The 15,944-nt window shown below is 69.9% G+C and carries 15 protein-coding genes; 11 read left to right on the forward strand and 4 right to left on the reverse strand.

Annotation, left to right across the window (positions count from 1 at the left end; genetic code table 11):
- Positions 1-214: 214 nt before the first annotated feature.
- The 8 genes from AC0685_RS09075 (at position 215) to AC0685_RS09110 (ending at position 8,991) form a co-directional block, all read left to right on the forward strand.
- Positions 215-889 carry a hypothetical protein gene (locus AC0685_RS09075; RefSeq protein ID WP_478225229.1) on the forward strand — a complete coding sequence of 225 codons (675 nt, stop codon included), beginning with the start codon at positions 215-217 and terminating at the stop codon, positions 887-889.
- Between the two features lie 14 nt (positions 890-903).
- The gene (locus AC0685_RS09080) at positions 904-2,496 is read left to right on the forward strand and encodes a DNA polymerase Y family protein (protein ID WP_478225230.1); all 1,593 of its coding nucleotides are present in this window, start codon (positions 904-906) and stop codon (positions 2,494-2,496) included.
- Positions 2,497-2,498: 2 nt separating this feature from the next.
- Positions 2,499-2,651 carry a hypothetical protein gene (locus AC0685_RS09085; RefSeq protein ID WP_478225048.1) on the forward strand — a complete coding sequence of 51 codons (153 nt, stop codon included), beginning with the start codon at positions 2,499-2,501 and terminating at the stop codon, positions 2,649-2,651.
- A gap of 3 nt (positions 2,652-2,654) precedes the next feature.
- Complete coding sequence (locus tag AC0685_RS09090) at positions 2,655-6,008, forward strand: error-prone DNA polymerase (RefSeq protein ID WP_478225049.1); 3,354 nt, start codon at positions 2,655-2,657, stop codon at positions 6,006-6,008.
- 106 nt (positions 6,009-6,114) lie between these two features.
- A complete protein-coding gene (locus tag AC0685_RS09095) occupies positions 6,115-6,624 on the forward strand; it encodes a hemerythrin domain-containing protein (protein ID WP_478225050.1) in 510 nt (169 codons plus the stop codon).
- Between the two features lie 67 nt (positions 6,625-6,691).
- Positions 6,692-7,174 carry a VOC family protein gene (locus tag AC0685_RS09100; protein WP_340684670.1) on the forward strand — a complete coding sequence of 161 codons (483 nt, stop codon included), beginning with the start codon at positions 6,692-6,694 and terminating at the stop codon, positions 7,172-7,174.
- 181 nt (positions 7,175-7,355) lie between these two features.
- Complete coding sequence (locus AC0685_RS09105; protein ID WP_478225051.1) at positions 7,356-8,381, forward strand: reverse transcriptase family protein; 1,026 nt, start codon at positions 7,356-7,358, stop codon at positions 8,379-8,381.
- A 22-nt stretch (positions 8,382-8,403) separates the two neighbouring features.
- Positions 8,404-8,991: a pentapeptide repeat-containing protein gene (locus tag AC0685_RS09110; protein WP_478225052.1), complete on the forward strand. Its 588-nt coding sequence runs from the start codon at positions 8,404-8,406 to the stop codon at positions 8,989-8,991.
- Positions 8,992-9,060: 69 nt separating this feature from the next.
- Here the strand turns inward: AC0685_RS09110 and AC0685_RS09115 are convergent, their stop codons facing one another.
- Positions 9,061-11,682 (reverse strand): TNT domain-containing protein, encoded by a 2,622-nt coding sequence (locus AC0685_RS09115; RefSeq protein WP_478225053.1) that lies wholly within the window; start codon positions 11,680-11,682, stop codon positions 9,061-9,063.
- Between the two features lie 153 nt (positions 11,683-11,835).
- Here AC0685_RS09115 and AC0685_RS09120 point away from each other — a divergent pair, with 153 nt between their 5' ends.
- Positions 11,836-12,135: a DUF3017 domain-containing protein gene (locus AC0685_RS09120; RefSeq protein ID WP_034304513.1), complete on the forward strand. Its 300-nt coding sequence runs from the start codon at positions 11,836-11,838 to the stop codon at positions 12,133-12,135.
- A 68-nt stretch (positions 12,136-12,203) separates the two neighbouring features.
- On the opposite strand, the gene AC0685_RS09125 is transcribed toward AC0685_RS09120, so the two are convergent.
- Positions 12,204-13,376, reverse strand: coding sequence for an MFS transporter (locus AC0685_RS09125; RefSeq protein ID WP_478225054.1), 1,173 nt, complete (start codon positions 13,374-13,376; stop codon positions 12,204-12,206).
- Positions 13,377-13,560: 184 nt separating this feature from the next.
- Entirely contained in the window at positions 13,561-13,875 is a 315-nt protein-coding gene (locus AC0685_RS09130) for an ArsR/SmtB family transcription factor (RefSeq protein ID WP_478225055.1), read from the reverse strand.
- 177 nt (positions 13,876-14,052) lie between these two features.
- Here AC0685_RS09130 and AC0685_RS09135 point away from each other — a divergent pair, with 177 nt between their 5' ends.
- Positions 14,053-15,222 (forward strand): MFS transporter, encoded by a 1,170-nt coding sequence (locus AC0685_RS09135; protein ID WP_478225056.1) that lies wholly within the window; start codon positions 14,053-14,055, stop codon positions 15,220-15,222.
- Between the two features lie 3 nt (positions 15,223-15,225).
- On the opposite strand, the gene AC0685_RS09140 is transcribed toward AC0685_RS09135, so the two are convergent.
- The gene (locus AC0685_RS09140) at positions 15,226-15,414 is read right to left on the reverse strand and encodes a DUF1918 domain-containing protein (protein WP_125680051.1); all 189 of its coding nucleotides are present in this window, start codon (positions 15,412-15,414) and stop codon (positions 15,226-15,228) included.
- A 238-nt stretch (positions 15,415-15,652) separates the two neighbouring features.
- On the opposite strand from AC0685_RS09140, the gene AC0685_RS09145 reads away from it, so the two are divergent.
- Entirely contained in the window at positions 15,653-15,928 is a 276-nt protein-coding gene (locus AC0685_RS09145) for a TrmH family RNA methyltransferase (RefSeq protein ID WP_478225057.1), read from the forward strand.
- The last annotated feature ends 16 nt before the right edge of the window (positions 15,929-15,944 follow it).

The raw sequence follows: 15,944 nt of genomic DNA on the forward strand, positions 1-15,944 counted from the left end.
ACGCGGCGCGGTTCACGGAGAGACAGGGCTGTCCGCCCGGCGGCCGACCCCGGCTCGCTTGACAACCGCTGCGCCACCCGGTCTACTGGAGTCATCGAACAAGCGTTCGAAGTGCCGCCTTCCCCGTGGCACGCCGGTGCCGTCCACAAAGGACGGTCTAGGTGTCGTGGGGAGGCGAGGTCCGGTGACAGCGGAGGTGGTCGAGGCGCGGGCCTTGCCGTTGGCGAGGCTGGCGGCTTTGCCAGGTGTGAGCACGGCCAGTGGCGTGGCTTCCGCGGCCGAACACGCGAGGACGACGGGAAGGGTGCTCCCGGTGTCCCCGGCGTTGTCCGGTCTGCTGCCCGCCGCGGGGCTCCGGCGCGGGAGCACCGTTTCGGTGCTGGGGTCCACGTCACTGATGCTCACCCTGCTGGCCGCCGCGACCGCCGGCGGTGCGTGGGCGGTCGCGGTCGGCCTGCCCGCGCTCGGGGTGGTCGCCGCCGCGGAACTCGGGGTCGAGGTGGGCAGGCTGGCGCTGGTCCCCCGTCCCGGTGCCGAGTTCCCGGCGGTGACCGCGGCCCTGCTCGACGGCTTCGACCTCGTGGTCGTCGGTCCGGGGCTCGCCCGGCCCGAGGTGGCGAGAAAGCTGTCCGCCCGCGCGCGCAACCGTGGTTCGGTGCTGCTTTCGCTGGGCTCCTGGCCCGGTGCGGAGGTCGAACTGAGCTGCCGTCGCTCGCGCTGGACGGGCTTCGAGGGCGGTGGCGCGGGCTACCTGCGCACCCGTGAGGTGGAGGTACGGGCGGGTGGCCGGGGTGCGGCCGCCCGGCCGATGTCGGCCTTGCTGCGATTTCCCGGCCAGGGCGAGGTCGAGCGGGCCGACTTCCCCGCGACCAGGTGGGGGACGGCGTGAACCCACCCGTGCGCATGCTGGTGCTGTGGTGCCCGGACTGGCCCGCGGTCGCCGCCGCGGCCGTCGCGGGCGAACCCGTCGGCCGCCCCGCCGCGGTCTTCTCGGCGAACCGCGTGGTCGCCTGCACCGCGGTGGCCAGGGGATACGGCGTCCGCCGCGGGATGCGGCGACGCGAGGCCCAGTCCTGCTGTCCGGAGCTGGCGGTCTTCGGCGAGGACGACGGTCGTGACGCCCGGCTCTTCGAGTCCGTCGCACGGGCGGTGGAGGAGCTGGCCGTCGGTGTCGAGGTGGTACGCCCGGGGATCGTCGCCGTCCCGGTCGACGGCGCGGCCGGTTACTTCGGTGGTGAGCACGGCCTTCTCGAAAGACTCGTGGACGAGGTGTCCGTGGCGGCGGGAGTGGAAAGTCAGGTCGGCGTCGCCGACGGCCTGTTCGCCGCGACGCTCGCCGCCCGCCGTTCGACGCTGGTCGAACCCGGTGGCACGGCGGAATTCCTGGCCCCGTTGCCCATCCGCGAGCTCGATCAGCCCGAGGCGGGCCGCGCCGAGCTGGTCACCTTGCTCAAACAGCTCGGCCTGCACACGCTGGGCGCCTTCGCGGCGCTCGACGAAAGCGACGTCTCCGCGCGCTTCGGGGCGGAGGGTGTGCTCGCGCATCGGCTGGCGCGAGGACGGTCCGAACGTCCGCCGTCGCGTCGACGGCCGCCACCGGAACTCTCCCTGGCGAAGGCGTTCGACCCGCCCATCGACCGGGTCGACGCCGCCGCTTTCGTGGCGAAAGGACTCGGCGAACGCTTCCACGCCGGGCTCGCCGCGCACGGGCTGGCCTGCACCCGGCTCGGCATCTACGCCACCACCGAGACCGGCGAACAACTCGGCCGGGTGTGGCGCTGCGCCGAACCGCTGACCCCGCTCGGTGTCGCGGACAGGGTGCGCTGGCAGTTCGAAGGCTGGCTGAAGGCCAAGGAGCGCCCCAATTCCGGCGTCGTGCGGTTGCGGCTGGAGCCGGAGGAGACGGTCGAAGGGCGGTCGCTGCAGCTCGGGTTGTGGCAGGCGGGCGCGACGGGTGTGCTGCGTCCGTCCACAGAGGACGAAGACCTGTCCGGTGAACGTGCCTGCCGCGCGCTGGTGCGGGTGCAGGGATTGCTCGGCCCGGAGAGCGTCTTCACCGCGGTGCTCGACGGAGGTCGCGATCCCGCCGAGCGAGTCCGGCTGGTGCCATGGGGAGACCGGCGCGAGGAATCGGCGCAGGCGGACGCGAACTGGGCAGGGCGGCTCCCGTCGCCCTCACCGGCGACGGTGTTCGCCCGCCCGGTACCTGCTCAGGTGCTGGACGAGAATGGACGCGTCGTGGAGATCACCGCGCGGCGCCGGGTGACCGCCGCTCCGTTCCTCGTGAGTTTCGAGGGTGGTGAGCCGCGCGAGGTGATCGCCTGGGCGGGGCCGTGGTTCGTCGGTGTCCGGGCCGGCGCGGGGCACGCCCGGTCGGGGACCCGGATGCGGGTGCAGGTGCTGCTGGCCGACGGGCAGGACGCCGAAGAGGCGGTGCTGCTGCGCTTCGAGCACCACAAGAATCCGATGTGGACACTGGAAGGGAAGTACGACTGACCATGGACGAGGAGTACACGCGGCTGGTGCGACGCTGGCTGGAGGAACCGGCCATCCCGGTGCAACGTGCCGAGTTGGACACCGCCTGGGCGGCCTGCGTCCCGCGCGCGGAAGTGTTCGTCCCCGCGCCGAGAATCTCGACCGAGAACCGGTGACCGATGGGCTGGAACAACCCTCCGCGGCCATGGAAGGACCTCGCCCGCGAGCTCGCGGGCGAGGTGCCGTCCGGCGACGGCGGGGACAGCCCCGCCTGGAGTGCCAAACGGCAGGGTTATCAGCCGCCCGCGGATCTGACCGGGCTGATCGGTGACGACGACGGCGCCACCGCGCACCGGGTGCCGTACGCCGAACTGCACTGCCATTCGAACTTCAGCTTCCTGGACGGGGCGAGTCATCCCGAGGAGCTGGTGGAGGAAGCGGCGAGGCTGGGCCTGGACGCGATCGCGCTCACCGATCACGACGGCATGTACGGAGTGGTGCGCTTCGCCGAAGCGGCGAGGGAGCTGGGCGTGCACACCGTCTTCGGCACGGAGCTCAGTTTCGGCCTTTCGGGGCCGCAGAACGGGTCCGCCGACCCCGAGGGCGAGCATCTGCTCCTGCTGGCCAAGCAACAGGACGGGTACCTGAGCCTGAACCGGGCGATCACCGCCGGCCAGCTGTACGGCTTCGACAGGCAGTCGTTGTCCCCCAAGGAAAGGGCGGAGAAGGGCAGGCCGGTCTACGACCTGCGCGCGGTCGCCGAAGAGGTACGCGGGAAGTGCGTGGTGCTCACCGGTTGCCGCAAGGGCGCGGTGCGCAAGGCGCTCGTCACCGAAGGCCCCGCAGCGGCCGTCGTGCGGCTGAAGGAACTCATCGACTGCTTCGGCCGGGAGAACGTCTACGTCGAACTCATCGACCACAGCCTTCCCTTGGACAGCACGCACAATGATCTGCTGAGCGAGATGGCCGACGAGTTCGGCCTGCCGACGGTGGCGACCACGGCCGCGCACTACGCCCGGCCGGAGCGGGCTCCGCTCGCCGACGCGCTCAGCGCCATCCGCGCCCGGCGAGGCTTGGAGGACATGGAGGGCTGGCTGCCCGCCGCGGGGACGGCGTTCCTGCGGTCGGGGGAGGAGATGGCCGAGATCTTCGCGCGGTACCCGGGCGCGGTGCAGCGGGCGGCGCTGCTCGGCCGGGAATGCGCGTTCGAACTCCACCACATCGAGCCGAAGCTGCCGCCGTTCGACGTTCCGGAAGGCCACACCGAAGCGTCCTACTTGCGGTACCTCACCAAGAAAGGCGCGAAGGAGCACGAGAAGAACAAGGACGAGGAGTACCGCGAAAAAGCCAGGAAGCTGATCGACCACGAACTGGACATCATCGAAGAACTGGGCTTTCCCGGCTACTTCCTGATCGTCTGGGACATCGTGAACTTCTGCCGGGCCAACAAGATCCTCTGCCAGGGCCGGGGATCGGCCGCGAATTCGGCGGTCTGTTACGCGCTCGGCATCACCAAGGTCGACGCCGTGCGCTACGGCCTGCTCTTCGAACGCTTCCTCGCCCCGGATCGCGACGGTTACCCGGACATCGACCTCGACATCGAATCCGATCGCCGCGAGGAGGCGATCCAGTACGTCTACGAGAAATACGGGCGGCTGAACACCGCGCAGGTCGCGAACGTGATCACCTACCGGGCCCGGTCCGCGGTCCGGGACGCGGCGCGGGCACTCGGGTACTCGCCAGGCCAGCAGGACGCGTGGAGCAAGCAGATCGACCGCTGGGGTGCGTTGCGCGCCACGGAGAAGGACCACGATCACGACATCCCCGAGGAGGTCGTGGAACTCGCCTGCGCGCTCGAAGACTTCCCACGGCATCTGGGCATCCATTCCGGCGGGATGGTGATCTGCCGTCAGCCGGTGAGCGAGGTCGTCCCGATCGAATGGGCCCGCATGGAGAACCGCAGTGTCGTGCAGTGGGAGAAGGACGACTGTGCTGCGGCGGGGCTGGTCAAATTCGATCTGCTCGGCCTCGGAATGTTGTCGGCCCTGCATTATATGATCGATCTGGTTCGTGACCACAAAGGGGAAGAGGTCGACATCTCCGAATTGGATCTCAAGGATCAGAACATCTACGAAATGCTCTGCCGCGCCGATGCGATCGGTGTCTTCCAGGTGGAGAGCCGTGCGCAGCTGGCCACGCTGCCTCGCTTACTTCCCAAGACGTTCTACGATCTGGCGGTCGAGGTCGCGCTCATCCGCCCCGGCCCGATCCAGGGTGGTTCGGTGCATCCCTACATCCGGCGAAAGAACGGCCAGGAGAAATGGGATTTCGACCATCCGAAACTGGCCAACGCGCTGGGAAAGACCCTCGGTGTCCCGTTGTTCCAGGAACAGATGATGCAGATCGCCCTCGATATCGCCGATTTCACGCCGGCGGAGGCGGATCAGTTGCGCCATGCCATGGGGGCGAAACGTTCCGAACAGAAGATGGAGCGGCTCAAACGGCGCTTCCTCGAAGGCGCCGCGAAGAACGACATCGAGGACGAGCTGGCCGAGAAGATCTTCGGCAAGCTCAAGGCGTTCGCGAATTTCGGCTTCCCGGAGAGTCACGCGCTGAGTTTCGCCCTGCTGGTGTTCGCGAGCGCGTACTTCAAGTACTACCATCCGGACGCGTTCCTGGCGGGTTTGCTGCGCGCGCAGCCGATGGGGTTCTACTCGCCGCAGTCGCTGGTGGCCGACGCGCGGCGGCACGGGGTGCGGGTGCTCGGCCCGGACATCAACGCGAGTCTTCCGCACGCGACGCTGGAACCCTTGCCGGAAGGGGGAGAACTGCTCGCCGTGCGGGGCGGGTTGTCCACCGTGCGGATGATCGGCGAGAACCTGGCGAAGAAGATCGTCGAGGAGCGGGAACGCGGCGGCCCGTTCGCGGATCTGTCCGAGGTCGCCCGTCGGGTGCGGCTGACCAAACCGCAGGTCGAGGCGCTGGCCGCGGCCGGTGCCTTCGGGTGTTTCGGCGAGAACAGGCGAAGCGCGCTCTGGGCGGCGGGCGCGGTCGCCGACGAAAGCCCGGAGAAACTGCCGGGACTCATCACCGGGGCCAAGGCGCCGATGTTGCCGGGGATGGACGAAATCGACATCGCGGCCGCGGACGTCTGGGCCACCGGGGTGTCGCCGGACAGCTTCCCGACCCAGTTCATCCGGGAGCACCTCGACGAACTCGGCGTCGTCACGGCGGCGGGCCTGCGCGGGATCCCGCACGGCGCGCGGGTGCTGACCGGCGGCGCGGTGACCCATCGCCAGCGGCCGGCGACCGCGGGCGGCGTCACCTTCATGAACCTCGAGGACGAGACGGGGATGATCAACGTCATCTGCACGATGGGGGTGTGGCAGCGCTATCACCGGGTCGCCCGTGGCAGTCCCGCGCTGCTGGTCCGGGGCGTGGTCGAGCGCACAGGCGAGGTGGTGAACGTCCTCGCCGAACAGATCCGGCACCTGCCGCTGCGGATCACCGCCAAGTCCCGCGACTTCCACTGAAGTCCCTTGACGATCACCTGGCGGTCGTGCTGAAGTGTTTCCAGCGTCGCAGTGCACCCGGCAAAGAGACCGTCGCGGGCATGGAGGCGCCGGACCATGGGAAATCATGGAAACCCCTTCTCGAACGGACGGCCGGTTGACGGCGTTCGGAAATCAACTCGTTCAGGTTCACAACTGGCTGCGTAAAGAGCTGGCCGCACTGCACGACGACCTCGAATCGGTCGCGGTCGGGCGCGCGGAGCGGCTGCGCGATCTCCGGGCTCATTGCCTCACCTTCTGCTCGGCGCTGACCAGGCATCACGCCGGGGAAGACGGTGGCGCTTTCCTTGTGCTGGCGGAGAAATTCCCCGAATTGCGGCCGTCGCTCGAAGAGCTCGCGCACGACCACGAGGTCATGACCGGGATCATCGAACGGCTCGAAGAGCTGGTCGCCGGTGTCGGCCCCGGGTCGAGTGAGGCCGAGATCCTGCACGTCCAACGGGAACTGGACGGCCTCACGGCGATCATGGAGACGCATTTCCGCTACGAAGAGAAGCGGATCGTCGAGGTGCTCAACTCGCTGGACATGCCGGAGTGGCAGGAGCCGAAGCCGCCTTTCCTGCTGAAATCGCATTAGGACACGATCTGTCCTATACGGGCTCTAGCGTTCTTCTCATCGCACACGACGACTGAGGAGAACCCCGATGAGCAACCCGATCCCCGATGGCTACCACTCGGTCACCCCGTGGATCATCTCGCGCGACACCGCGAGCGTGATCGACTTCTTGAAGCGGGTCTTCGATGCGGAGCCGATCGGTGAACCGGTGTACGTCGAAGGCGGGAAGATCGGGCACGCCGAGGTCCGGATCGGCGACTCGGTCGTCATGCTGTTCGACTCGCGTGACGACTGGGTCGACACCCCGGCGTATCTGCGGCTCTACGTGGAGGACAGCGTGGAGACGCAGCGCCGGGCGGTCGAGGCGGGCGCCGAAGAGGTGACGAGGCAGACCGAACTCTTCTTCGGCGACCGTGTCGGTCGGGTCCGCGACCCGTTCGGCAACCTGTGGTGGATCCAGACCCGGCTGGTCGACCTCGACTATCCGGAGATGGAGCGCCGGATGAACGACCCGAAGTTCATCGAGGCCATGCGCTACGTCTCCGGCACGGAGATCATCCCCAGTCGCTGAAGTCGGTAGGGTGGCGATAGCGACGCGGAGGTGAGCCGGTGGATCGCCACCCACTCCGGGGCAACCCCGGGGAGCACGAAGACAGCGAGACAAGGCGCCCCGCGCGAGGGCGGCACGCTCCGCGTGCGAGTCCGCGCGGATGACAGGAGAAAGAGTCACCTCCGCGTCGCTCCTCGAACCCATGCCGGCCTGGCGATTCCAGGTGGCCCGTTGGGCGACCTTCGACGATTGCGCCACCGCCCTCGACCTGACGCCCGGCGAACTCTCGTGGTTCGCCGACGCGAGGAGCTGGAACAGGCGTGCGGCCGATCCGATCCGGCACTACACCTACCGCTGGATCCCGACCGCTTCGGGCGGCGTGCGGCTCATCGAGCGGCCGAAGCCGCGGATCGCCGAACTGCAACGCCGGATCGTGCGGCACGTCGTCGACGCGCTGCCGGTGCACGAGGCCGCGCACGGATTCCGGCGCGGCCGGTCGCCGCTGTCGTGCGCGGCATCCCACGCCGGCCGCGAGACCGTGGTCAGGATGGACCTCGAAGGGTTCTTCCCGGCGGTGTCCGCGCGCCGGATCTCGGCGCTGCTCGCGCTCGCCGGCTATCCGCCCGCCGTGGCGGAAGCACTGGCGGGCGTGCTCACCACGGCCGTTCCGCCGGATGTCCTCGCCACCGTGTCGGGGGGACGGCGGGACCCGGCGCGCGTGCGGCTGCTGAACAACCTGGCGGCCACGCATCTTCCGCAGGGCGCGCCATCGTCGCCCGCGGTCGCGAACGCGGTCACGCACCATCTGGACCGCCGGCTCAACGGCCTCGCCCGTGCGCTGGGCGCGGTCTACACGCGGTACGCCGACGATCTGGCGTTCTCCGGGGATTCCCTGCCGCTGCACCGGTTGCTGCCAGGGGTCCGGCGGATCGTGACCGACGAGGGGTTCCGGCTCAGGGACGACAAGACGTCGATCGCCGCCGCGCACCAGCGGCAACGGGTCGCGGGACTGGTGGTCAACAGCGCGCCCGCCGCGACGCGGGCCGACTACGACGCCCTGCGCGCGCTGCTCCACAACTGCGCCCGGACCGGCCCGGAGGAGCAGAACCGGGCCGGTCATCCGGACTTCCGCGCCCATCTGCTCGGCCGGATCGGCTGGATCGCCGCGTCGTCCGAGCGCCGGGCGGCAAAGCTGCGCGACTTGCTCGACGGCATCACCTGGACGTGAGCGGGTATGCGATCCTGGACGGGTGATCGAGACCGCGGAGGACTACCGAGAAGCCGTTCTTTCCAAGCAGTGGTGGGAAAAACGCAGTTTCGTCGGATGTGATTTCACCGAAGCCGACCTGCGCGGGCTGCGTACCCAGGGCTGCACCTTCGACCAGTGCGACTTCACCAAGGTCGACTTCGAAGGCTCGCGCCACGAGGCGTCCGCGTTCCGCTCGTGCACCTTCGATCGCAGTGTGCTGGCGAGCACGCGGTGGAGCTCCTGCTCGATGCTCGGATCGTCCTTTGTGGACTGCCGATTCCAGAAGGTCGCCTTCACCGAATGCGATCTCTCGCTGGTCTCGCTCAGCAAGGCGCGATTGTCCAAAGTGGACCTAGGTGGCCTGCGGCTGCGCGAGGCGAACCTGCTCGAAGCGGACCTGACCGGCGCCGACCTGCGCGGTGCGGACCTCACCGGCGCCCGGCTGGCGGGCGCGAAACTCGAGGGCGCGGACCTGCGCGGCGCGCGGCTCGACGCCAACGGCCTGGTGCAGGCGAACCTCTCCGGTGTCCACGTGGACACCGAGACCGCGATCGCCTACGCCGCCGCGCACGGCCTCGTCATCCACTGACCCCAGATGCAATGAAGGGGCCTTTCATCGCAAAATTTGCGATGAAAGGCCCCTTCATTGCAGAACGGACTAGTCGATCGGCGGTTCGCCCGGGTCCAGCTCGATGAGGTCGCCCTCGGCGAGCAGCTCCTCGATGGACGCCGGCAGCAGGTACGCGGACCCGCCGCCGGGCTGGTTGAACCACGGGATCGCGACACCGGCGAGGGCTTCGAGCGGACGCTGCACGCGATAGACGTGGTACGGCCGGTTCACCCACTCCGGCACGAGCGAGCGCTCCTCGAACGGCGTCCCGGCCGCGTAGGTCAGGTTGCCGTTCGGGCCGCCGAAGCGGTCCAGCTCGCTGCCCGCGGGCAGCTCACGCAGCTCCTTGCCGCGGAACAGCGTCAGCGGCGGCTCACCGTTGAGCGGCGAGATCGGCCAGTTCTGCTTGGCGTCTGGCGCCCCGGCGGCGTTCGCCGCCGCGGGCGGACGGGCCAGTTCCTCGCGCCGCATCGGCGGCGGAGGCGGCGTCACCGGCGGCTCGCGCCGCGGCGGCGCGGGCGGCGGGCTCGCCAGCACCGGGTTCGGCCGCGCCGGGGGTGCGGGCGGGACCGGCGCGGGGGCGGGCTCGTCGTCCAAATCGTCCCCGAGCAGCTCTTCGGCCGTCGTGAACGCGGTCTGTTCCTGTGCCGGGATCGACTCCCGCGGCGGCACCGGATGCGAACCGGTGGCGATCTCGGGGGACAGCGTCGCCAGCACGGGCGGCGCCGGAGGCTCCTCGACGGGTTCCTCTTCGACGGCGGGCTGCTCCGCGGGAGGCGGAGCGCCGTTCGGGTTCAGCAGGACCTTGCCGAGCATGAACGCGGCCGCGTCCTCGGCGTCACCGAACACCGCCGGATTGGTCAGCTTCCCGTCGTACCAGCCGACCCGCCAGCCGCCGCCGTCGACCTGCTCGACGCTCCAGCCGTGCTCGGCGGGCGAGCCGATGCGGTAGACGTCGCCGGGCACGTCGAGTTCGTCGAACTTCGCCTGCAACTCGTTCAGCGCCGGCTCGGTGTGCTCGACGCGGCGCGGTTCGGGCTCGGGGCGGACCTCGGGCGCGGGCGGCGGGGCGTCGACCCGCGTGACCTCGGTGTCCGACGGCGGGGGTGCCACGTTCGGCCCCGCGTCGTGCGTGAGGAGAGGCAGCTCGGGACCGGCGTCGGCCTGCTCGACCGGCGTGTAACCGGTCGTCGTCTCCTCTTCGGGGGGCGCGTACGGCTGGTCTTCCTCCTGCCGGGCGTACGCGTCCTGCTCTTCCTCGACCGGCGGCCGCTCATAGGCGTCGGCCTGCGGGACCCGCGCGTACGTGGTGGCCTCCGGGTCGGCCCGAGGTTCCGGCTCGGGATCGGTGCCCTGCCGGTCCTCGTCGGCGAAGACGTCCTGTTCGGACTCGTGGAACCGCGCCTCGTCGTGCGCGTACGGGTCTTCGTAACCGGCTTCGTACTGCTGCTCGGCGGCGGCTTCGTGGAAGTCCTGCGCCTGGTAGTCCTGGGTGTCGTAGTCGTCTTCGTACCGCTGGGCCTGCTCGGCCTGGTCCGGGACACCTGTCTCCGCGGAGGGGACGGCCGCGGCCGCGGCGACCGGAGCGGCCGCGGCGGCCACCGCTGCCTGGTCCGGACCCTGCTGGTGCGGCGGCGGGACGGGCGGCTGGGCGGCGGCCTGGTTCGGACCGGGGCCCGCGGGACCACCGGGTCCGGCCTGACCGGGCGCGGCCTGCTGCGGGGGCGGCACCGGGCCGTTCTGCGGCGGACCCTGCGGAGGCGGGCCCGCGGGCGAGCCGTTGTTGGGCCCACTAGGCCCGCCGGGCCCACCCGGACCGTTGGGGCGCTGCTGCGGAGGCTGATTCCCCCGGGTGAGGTACCCCGCCGCGGCCTGCAGCGTCGGGCCGTCGACCTCGGGCAGCGTGAAGTCGTTCTGCCGGACGTGCTCGATCAGGTCGAGCTCCGGGGAGACGCCGTACTGGCGCAGGTAGAAGTTCACGGCGGCGGGCCAGATCCACTGCCCGTCGCTGTGGAAGGCGACCGGGACGGTGGCCTCGGGGGTCTGCGCGAGCCGGTCGATGTCGTAGCCGCGTTCGGTGACCACCAGCGGCGCGTGGTCGAGGTACTCGAGCAGCCTGTCCTGCTCCTCGATCTCCAGGTCGGGCCGGTTGATCACCGGACGCCCGGCCGGGCCGATCGTGTCGAAGATGCGGGCGATGCGGAAATGCGGTCCGGGCTGCTCGGGGCCGAGGCCGGACATGCGCCGGATCAGCCATTCGGGCACGTTCTCCTCGGAACGGGGGAACATGCGCAGTTCGTCGGAGAGCGCCTGCGGAGGCGGCGCGAGGCGCCACTGCGGCTCGTCGCGGTTGTATTCGAGGTTGTAGCTGGACGGGTGGTCGAGCTGGTAGCGGGCGTTGAACCAGGTGCCGCGCCCGTCGCGATACATCCCGGCACGGAGCCTGCCGAACAGTGTCGCGATGTCGTGCGTCGCGACCCATTCGTGCGAGCTGCCGTCCTCGGTGATGATCTCCCCGGTCATCTCGTGGTACCTGCCGACGGCTCGGTACTCGGCGGTCACCTTCCGCCAATCACGCGGAGCGGCCCGCAGCAGGGCGAGGCCGATCTGTTTGACCAGGGTGTCCTGCTCGGTCGCGTTCAACTGAGTCGTCGGTTGTGCCACGGTCACATTTTGACCGTATCCGCGCTCGCGTGCACCCCGCATGTGGGTTTTGCCGCTATTGACTCCCCGGAAGACGCCCTGACCTGGTGCCGGGTCACTCACCCGGGATACTTACCGAGTGAACCGAATCGCCGACGCGACCCTGAAGGACGAGGACTGATGGCGGTGGCCGGACAACGGCGTGACCGTGGGGCACTGCTCCATCACCTGCCGTTCCTGCTGGTGATGCTGGTGGTGGCGGTCGCCGCCCTCCGGATCGGCCAGTACCACTGGCGGCAGGGGGCCGCGCTGATCGGCGGCGCGTTGCTGCTCGCCGGCCTGCTCCGGGCGGTGCTGCCCGAGGCGAAGGCCGGACTGCTGGCGATCCGGGGCAAACCGGTCGACGTCCTGACCTACGGCGCGCTTTCCGTCTTGATCCTGTTCATCGCCTTCACGATCACCGGCGGACCTCTGTCCTGACGCGCGTGAAGGCCCCCTTCCCCCTCGACTGAGCCGAGGGAAGGGGGCCTTCACGCGCGTTGATGAGGTCAGGAAGCCATGGCGGGGGCGAGCCGGGCCTCGCGGCGGTCCATGCCGCCGGACACCACGGCCAGCGAGAGCCCCAGCACGGCCAGCGACGCACCGACCCAGTTGGGCGCGACCAGGCCGAGCCCGCCCGCGATCACCAGGCCGCCCAGGTACGCGCCGATGGAGTTCGCGATGTTGAACGCCGACTGCACGGCGGCGGAGACCAGCGACGGCGTCCCGCCTGCCTTCTCCATGATCCGGGCCTGCATCATCGGGCCGATCATGAACCCGGCGAGGCCGACGAAGAAGATCGTCACCGCCGCGCCGACCTTGCCGTTCGCGGTGAAGGTGAAGATCGCCAGCACCGAAGCGAGCCCGATCAGCGAGACGTAGAGGCTCGGCATCAGCGCCTTGTCGGCGAGCCTGCCGCCGAGGTAGTTGCCGATCGTCATGCCGACCCCGGCCAGGGAGAGCAGCAGCGTGACGTCGGACGGCGAGTAGCCGGTGACGTCGGTCAGCATCGGCGCGATGTAGGACAGGCAGGCGAACACGCCGCCGAGGCCGAAGGTGACGATCGCGAGCGCGAGCCACACCTGCGGGCGGCGGAAGGCGCCGAGTTCGCCACGCAGCGACGGCTCGACCGGTTTGCCCTGGTGGGGGACCAGTTTCGCGATCGCGGCCATGGCGAGCAGGCCGATCACGGCGACGACGCCGAAGGTCGCGCGCCAGCCGACCTTCTGGCCGAGCAGCGTCCCCAGCGGCACGCCGACGACGTTGGCCAGGGTCAGGCCCATGAACATCATCGAGACGGCCTTCGCGCGTTCGCCCGGCTTGGCCAGGCTGGACGCGACGACCGCGCCGGCGCCGAAGAACGCGCCGTGCGGCAGGCCGGCGAGGAAGCGGAAGGCGACGCCGAACTCCTGGTTCGGTGAGAGCGCGAAGAGGGCGTTGCCCAGCGTGAACAGCCCCATCATCGCCAGCAGCATCGTCTTGCGCGGCAGGCGGACGGCGGCGGCGGTGAGCAGCGGGGCGCCGACCACGACGCCCAGCGCGTAGCCGGAGATGAGGTAACCGGCGGACGGGATCGACACGCCGAAGTCCGCGGCGGTTTCGGGCAGCACGCCCATCATGACGAATTCGGTGGTCCCGATGCCGAAGGCACCGATGGCGAGCGCGAGCAGCGCGACGGGCACGGCTCTCCTTCCGGGGGTCGTACTTGGGTAAACGATTACTCGCCCAGCGTCGCGGATGGGGAGCTGAATCGATTTAGGTCTCAGGCACAAAAGAAGACAGCGCGTGCGGCCCCGCTGTCCTGCGTCCAGTTCAACCGATCGAGGGTGCCTTTGTCATCCCGGTTTCGGGTGAGGCTGACCACCCTCAGCGGCGGGCGGCGAGCACGCCCTGGAGCAGGCCGGGGAAGAGTTTGTCGAGATCCTTGCGGCGCAACGAGTTGTAGCGGGCGGTGCCCTGCTGGCGGCCCATGATGATGCCCGCTTCGCGCAGCGTGCGCAGGTGATGGGTGAGTGTGGACTTGGTCACGGCGACGTCGAATCCGCTGCACGAGATCTCGGTGCCGGGTTCGGCCAGCTGGCGGACCATGTCGAGCCGGACCGGGTCCGCGAGCGCGGCGAGGACCGCCTCGATCCGGATCTCGTCCTGATCGGGATAGACGTACTGCTGCGTCGCGGCCATCCGTCCATAGTACGACGTCCCTCGAACTTCCGGCGAGTTCGTAGTACGGTCTCCATCGAACTACGACAACCATCGAACAACGACCCTCATGTCGCCTTTAGCGGCCTAATCGCGATCCGGCGCCGACCTGCGTTTCGCGGGCTAATCGCGATCTGAGGGGTCTGGAGCTGGGGAGTCATGACTTTCGCACCACCCAGGACCGCGGTGCTAGCGCTCGGCACGTTCGCGGTCGGCACCAGCGGCTACGTCGTCGCCGGGCTGCTGCCGGCGCTGACCGGCGAACTCGCGGTCTCCGAGACGGCCGCCGCGCAGCTGGTCACCGCCTTCGCCATCGCGTACGCGGTCGGCTCACCGCTGTTCGCCGCGGTCACCGGCCGCTGGGAGCGGCGCACGCTCCTGGTCGCCGCCCTCGTCGTCACCGCCATCGGCAACGCCCTCGCCGCCCTCGCGCCCGGCTACGTGACCCTGCTCCTCGCCCGGGTCGTCACCGCGATCGGCGCGGCGGTCTTCACCCCGGCCGCGAGCGCCGTCGCCGCCGAACTCACCTCGCCGGAACGCCGGGGCCGCGCGGTCGCCCTCGTCTTCGGCGGACTCACCGTCGCGACGATCCTGGGCGTGCCGCTCGGCAGCGTCCTTTCGCAGAGCGTCGGCTACCAGGCCGTCTTCGCACTCGTCGCGGCCTTCTCGCTTCTCGGTGCCTTCGCGGTCCGGCTGGTCCTGCCCGCCGTCCCGGCGCCACCCCCGGTCCGGCTGGCCGAACGGTTCACCGTCGCCAAGGATCCGCGCGTCCTCGCCATGCTCGGCGCGACCGTGCTCGGCTGCCTGGCCGCGTTCTCCGTCTACACCTTCATCTCGCCGGTCCTGTCCGCCACCGCGGGTGTCCACGGCACGACGGTCAGCCTGCTGCTGTTCGTGTACGGCGCGGGCGGCGCGCTCGGCAACGTCCTCGGCGGCCGCGCGACCGACCGCTGGGGCGCCAGGGGACCGCTGCTGGTCGTGTTCGGCGGGATCACCGTGGTGCTCGCGCTGCTGCCGCTGGTGGCGACCACCGTCGCGGGTGCGGCCGTCGTCCTCTTCCTGTGGGGTCTGGCCACCTGGTCGGTCAACCCGCCGATCCAGCACCGGCTGATCGAGCTGTCCAAACACAACGCCGGGCTCGTCCTCTCGCTCAACGCCTCCGCGATCTATCTCGGCGTCGGCCTTTCCGGCCTGGTCGGCGGAGCGGTGCTGAGCGGCGGCGGGCCGCTCCTGCTGCCCGAGATCGCGGCGGTGCTGACCGCGCTCGGCGCGGCCGTGGTCGTGGCGGGCTGGCGGAACCGCGTGCCGCGGCCCGCGTTGGCCGAGTGACGACTACTCGGCGCGGGTCTGGACTTCGCAGTCGGGGCCGGGGAACACCAGCCCTTCGTGTCCGTCCGCGAACCGGACGAGGTACGGCGGAGCACCGTGCTCGCCGCGGACCTCGAGGATCTCACCGTGTTGCTCTGCCGAGCCGACCGTGCGCCCGTGCACGTGGATCTCGTCTCCGACGGTCGCCTGCATGAGAAATCACCTCCGACGCTTACAAGGTTAGGAGCGTCGGGGTGATTCTCGCTACAGTGTCCTCATGATCCTCGAAATCCTTGGAGGCGCGACGCCTCACGTCCGGTGAGCCCGTCGATCCGGGTCCGCACGCCTTCGGAATTGCGTGCGGCCAGAAGAAGCAAAGCCCACTCCTGTTGGGGACATCTCGTCGCCGCGCCGGGGGAACACGTTGCGCCGTCCGGCTTGTGTGCACTGGGTGCACGATCCGCCGGGCTGGCTGGAGCGGGAAAGGGCGGCGGGCACGGCGATCGTCGGTGTCGAACTCGCCGACGAGGCCGTGCGTCTCGCCGATCTCGCGCCCGCACGGGGGCGGACGATCGCCGTGCTCGGCCATGAGCAGCAGGGCATTCCGCCGGACGCGCTCGACCTTCTCGACAACGTCGTCGAAATCCCCATGGTGGGCACCGGCGCGAGTCTCAACGTCGCCGTCGCCGGCAGCCTCGTCCTGTACAAATTGGCGGGACTGCTGTGACCGTCGCCGATAAGCT

The organism is Amycolatopsis sp. NPDC043889 (genome assembly GCF_056435645.1).

Bases quoted from the DNA above. Each gene is read 5' to 3' on its own strand.
- AC0685_RS09080 (WP_478225230.1), top strand. From the start codon at position 904: ATGCTGGTGCTGTGGTGCCCGGACTGGCCCGCGGTCGCCGCCGCGGCC.
- AC0685_RS09085 (WP_478225048.1), top strand. From the start codon at position 2,499: ATGGACGAGGAGTACACGCGGCTGGTGCGACGCTGGCTGGAGGAACCG.
- AC0685_RS09090 (WP_478225049.1), top strand. From the start codon at position 2,655: ATGGGCTGGAACAACCCTCCGCGGCCATGGAAGGACCTCGCCCGCGAG.
- AC0685_RS09095 (WP_478225050.1), top strand. From the start codon at position 6,115: ATGGAAACCCCTTCTCGAACGGACGGCCGGTTGACGGCGTTCGGAAAT.
- AC0685_RS09100 (WP_340684670.1), top strand. From the start codon at position 6,692: ATGAGCAACCCGATCCCCGATGGCTACCACTCGGTCACCCCGTGGATC.
- AC0685_RS09105 (WP_478225051.1), top strand. From the start codon at position 7,356: ATGCCGGCCTGGCGATTCCAGGTGGCCCGTTGGGCGACCTTCGACGAT.
- AC0685_RS09120 (WP_034304513.1), top strand. From the start codon at position 11,836: ATGGCGGTGGCCGGACAACGGCGTGACCGTGGGGCACTGCTCCATCAC.
- AC0685_RS09130 (WP_478225055.1), bottom strand. From the start codon at position 13,875: ATGGCCGCGACGCAGCAGTACGTCTATCCCGATCAGGACGAGATCCGG.
- AC0685_RS09135 (WP_478225056.1), top strand. From the start codon at position 14,053: ATGACTTTCGCACCACCCAGGACCGCGGTGCTAGCGCTCGGCACGTTC.
- AC0685_RS09140 (WP_125680051.1), bottom strand. From the start codon at position 15,414: ATGCAGGCGACCGTCGGAGACGAGATCCACGTGCACGGGCGCACGGTC.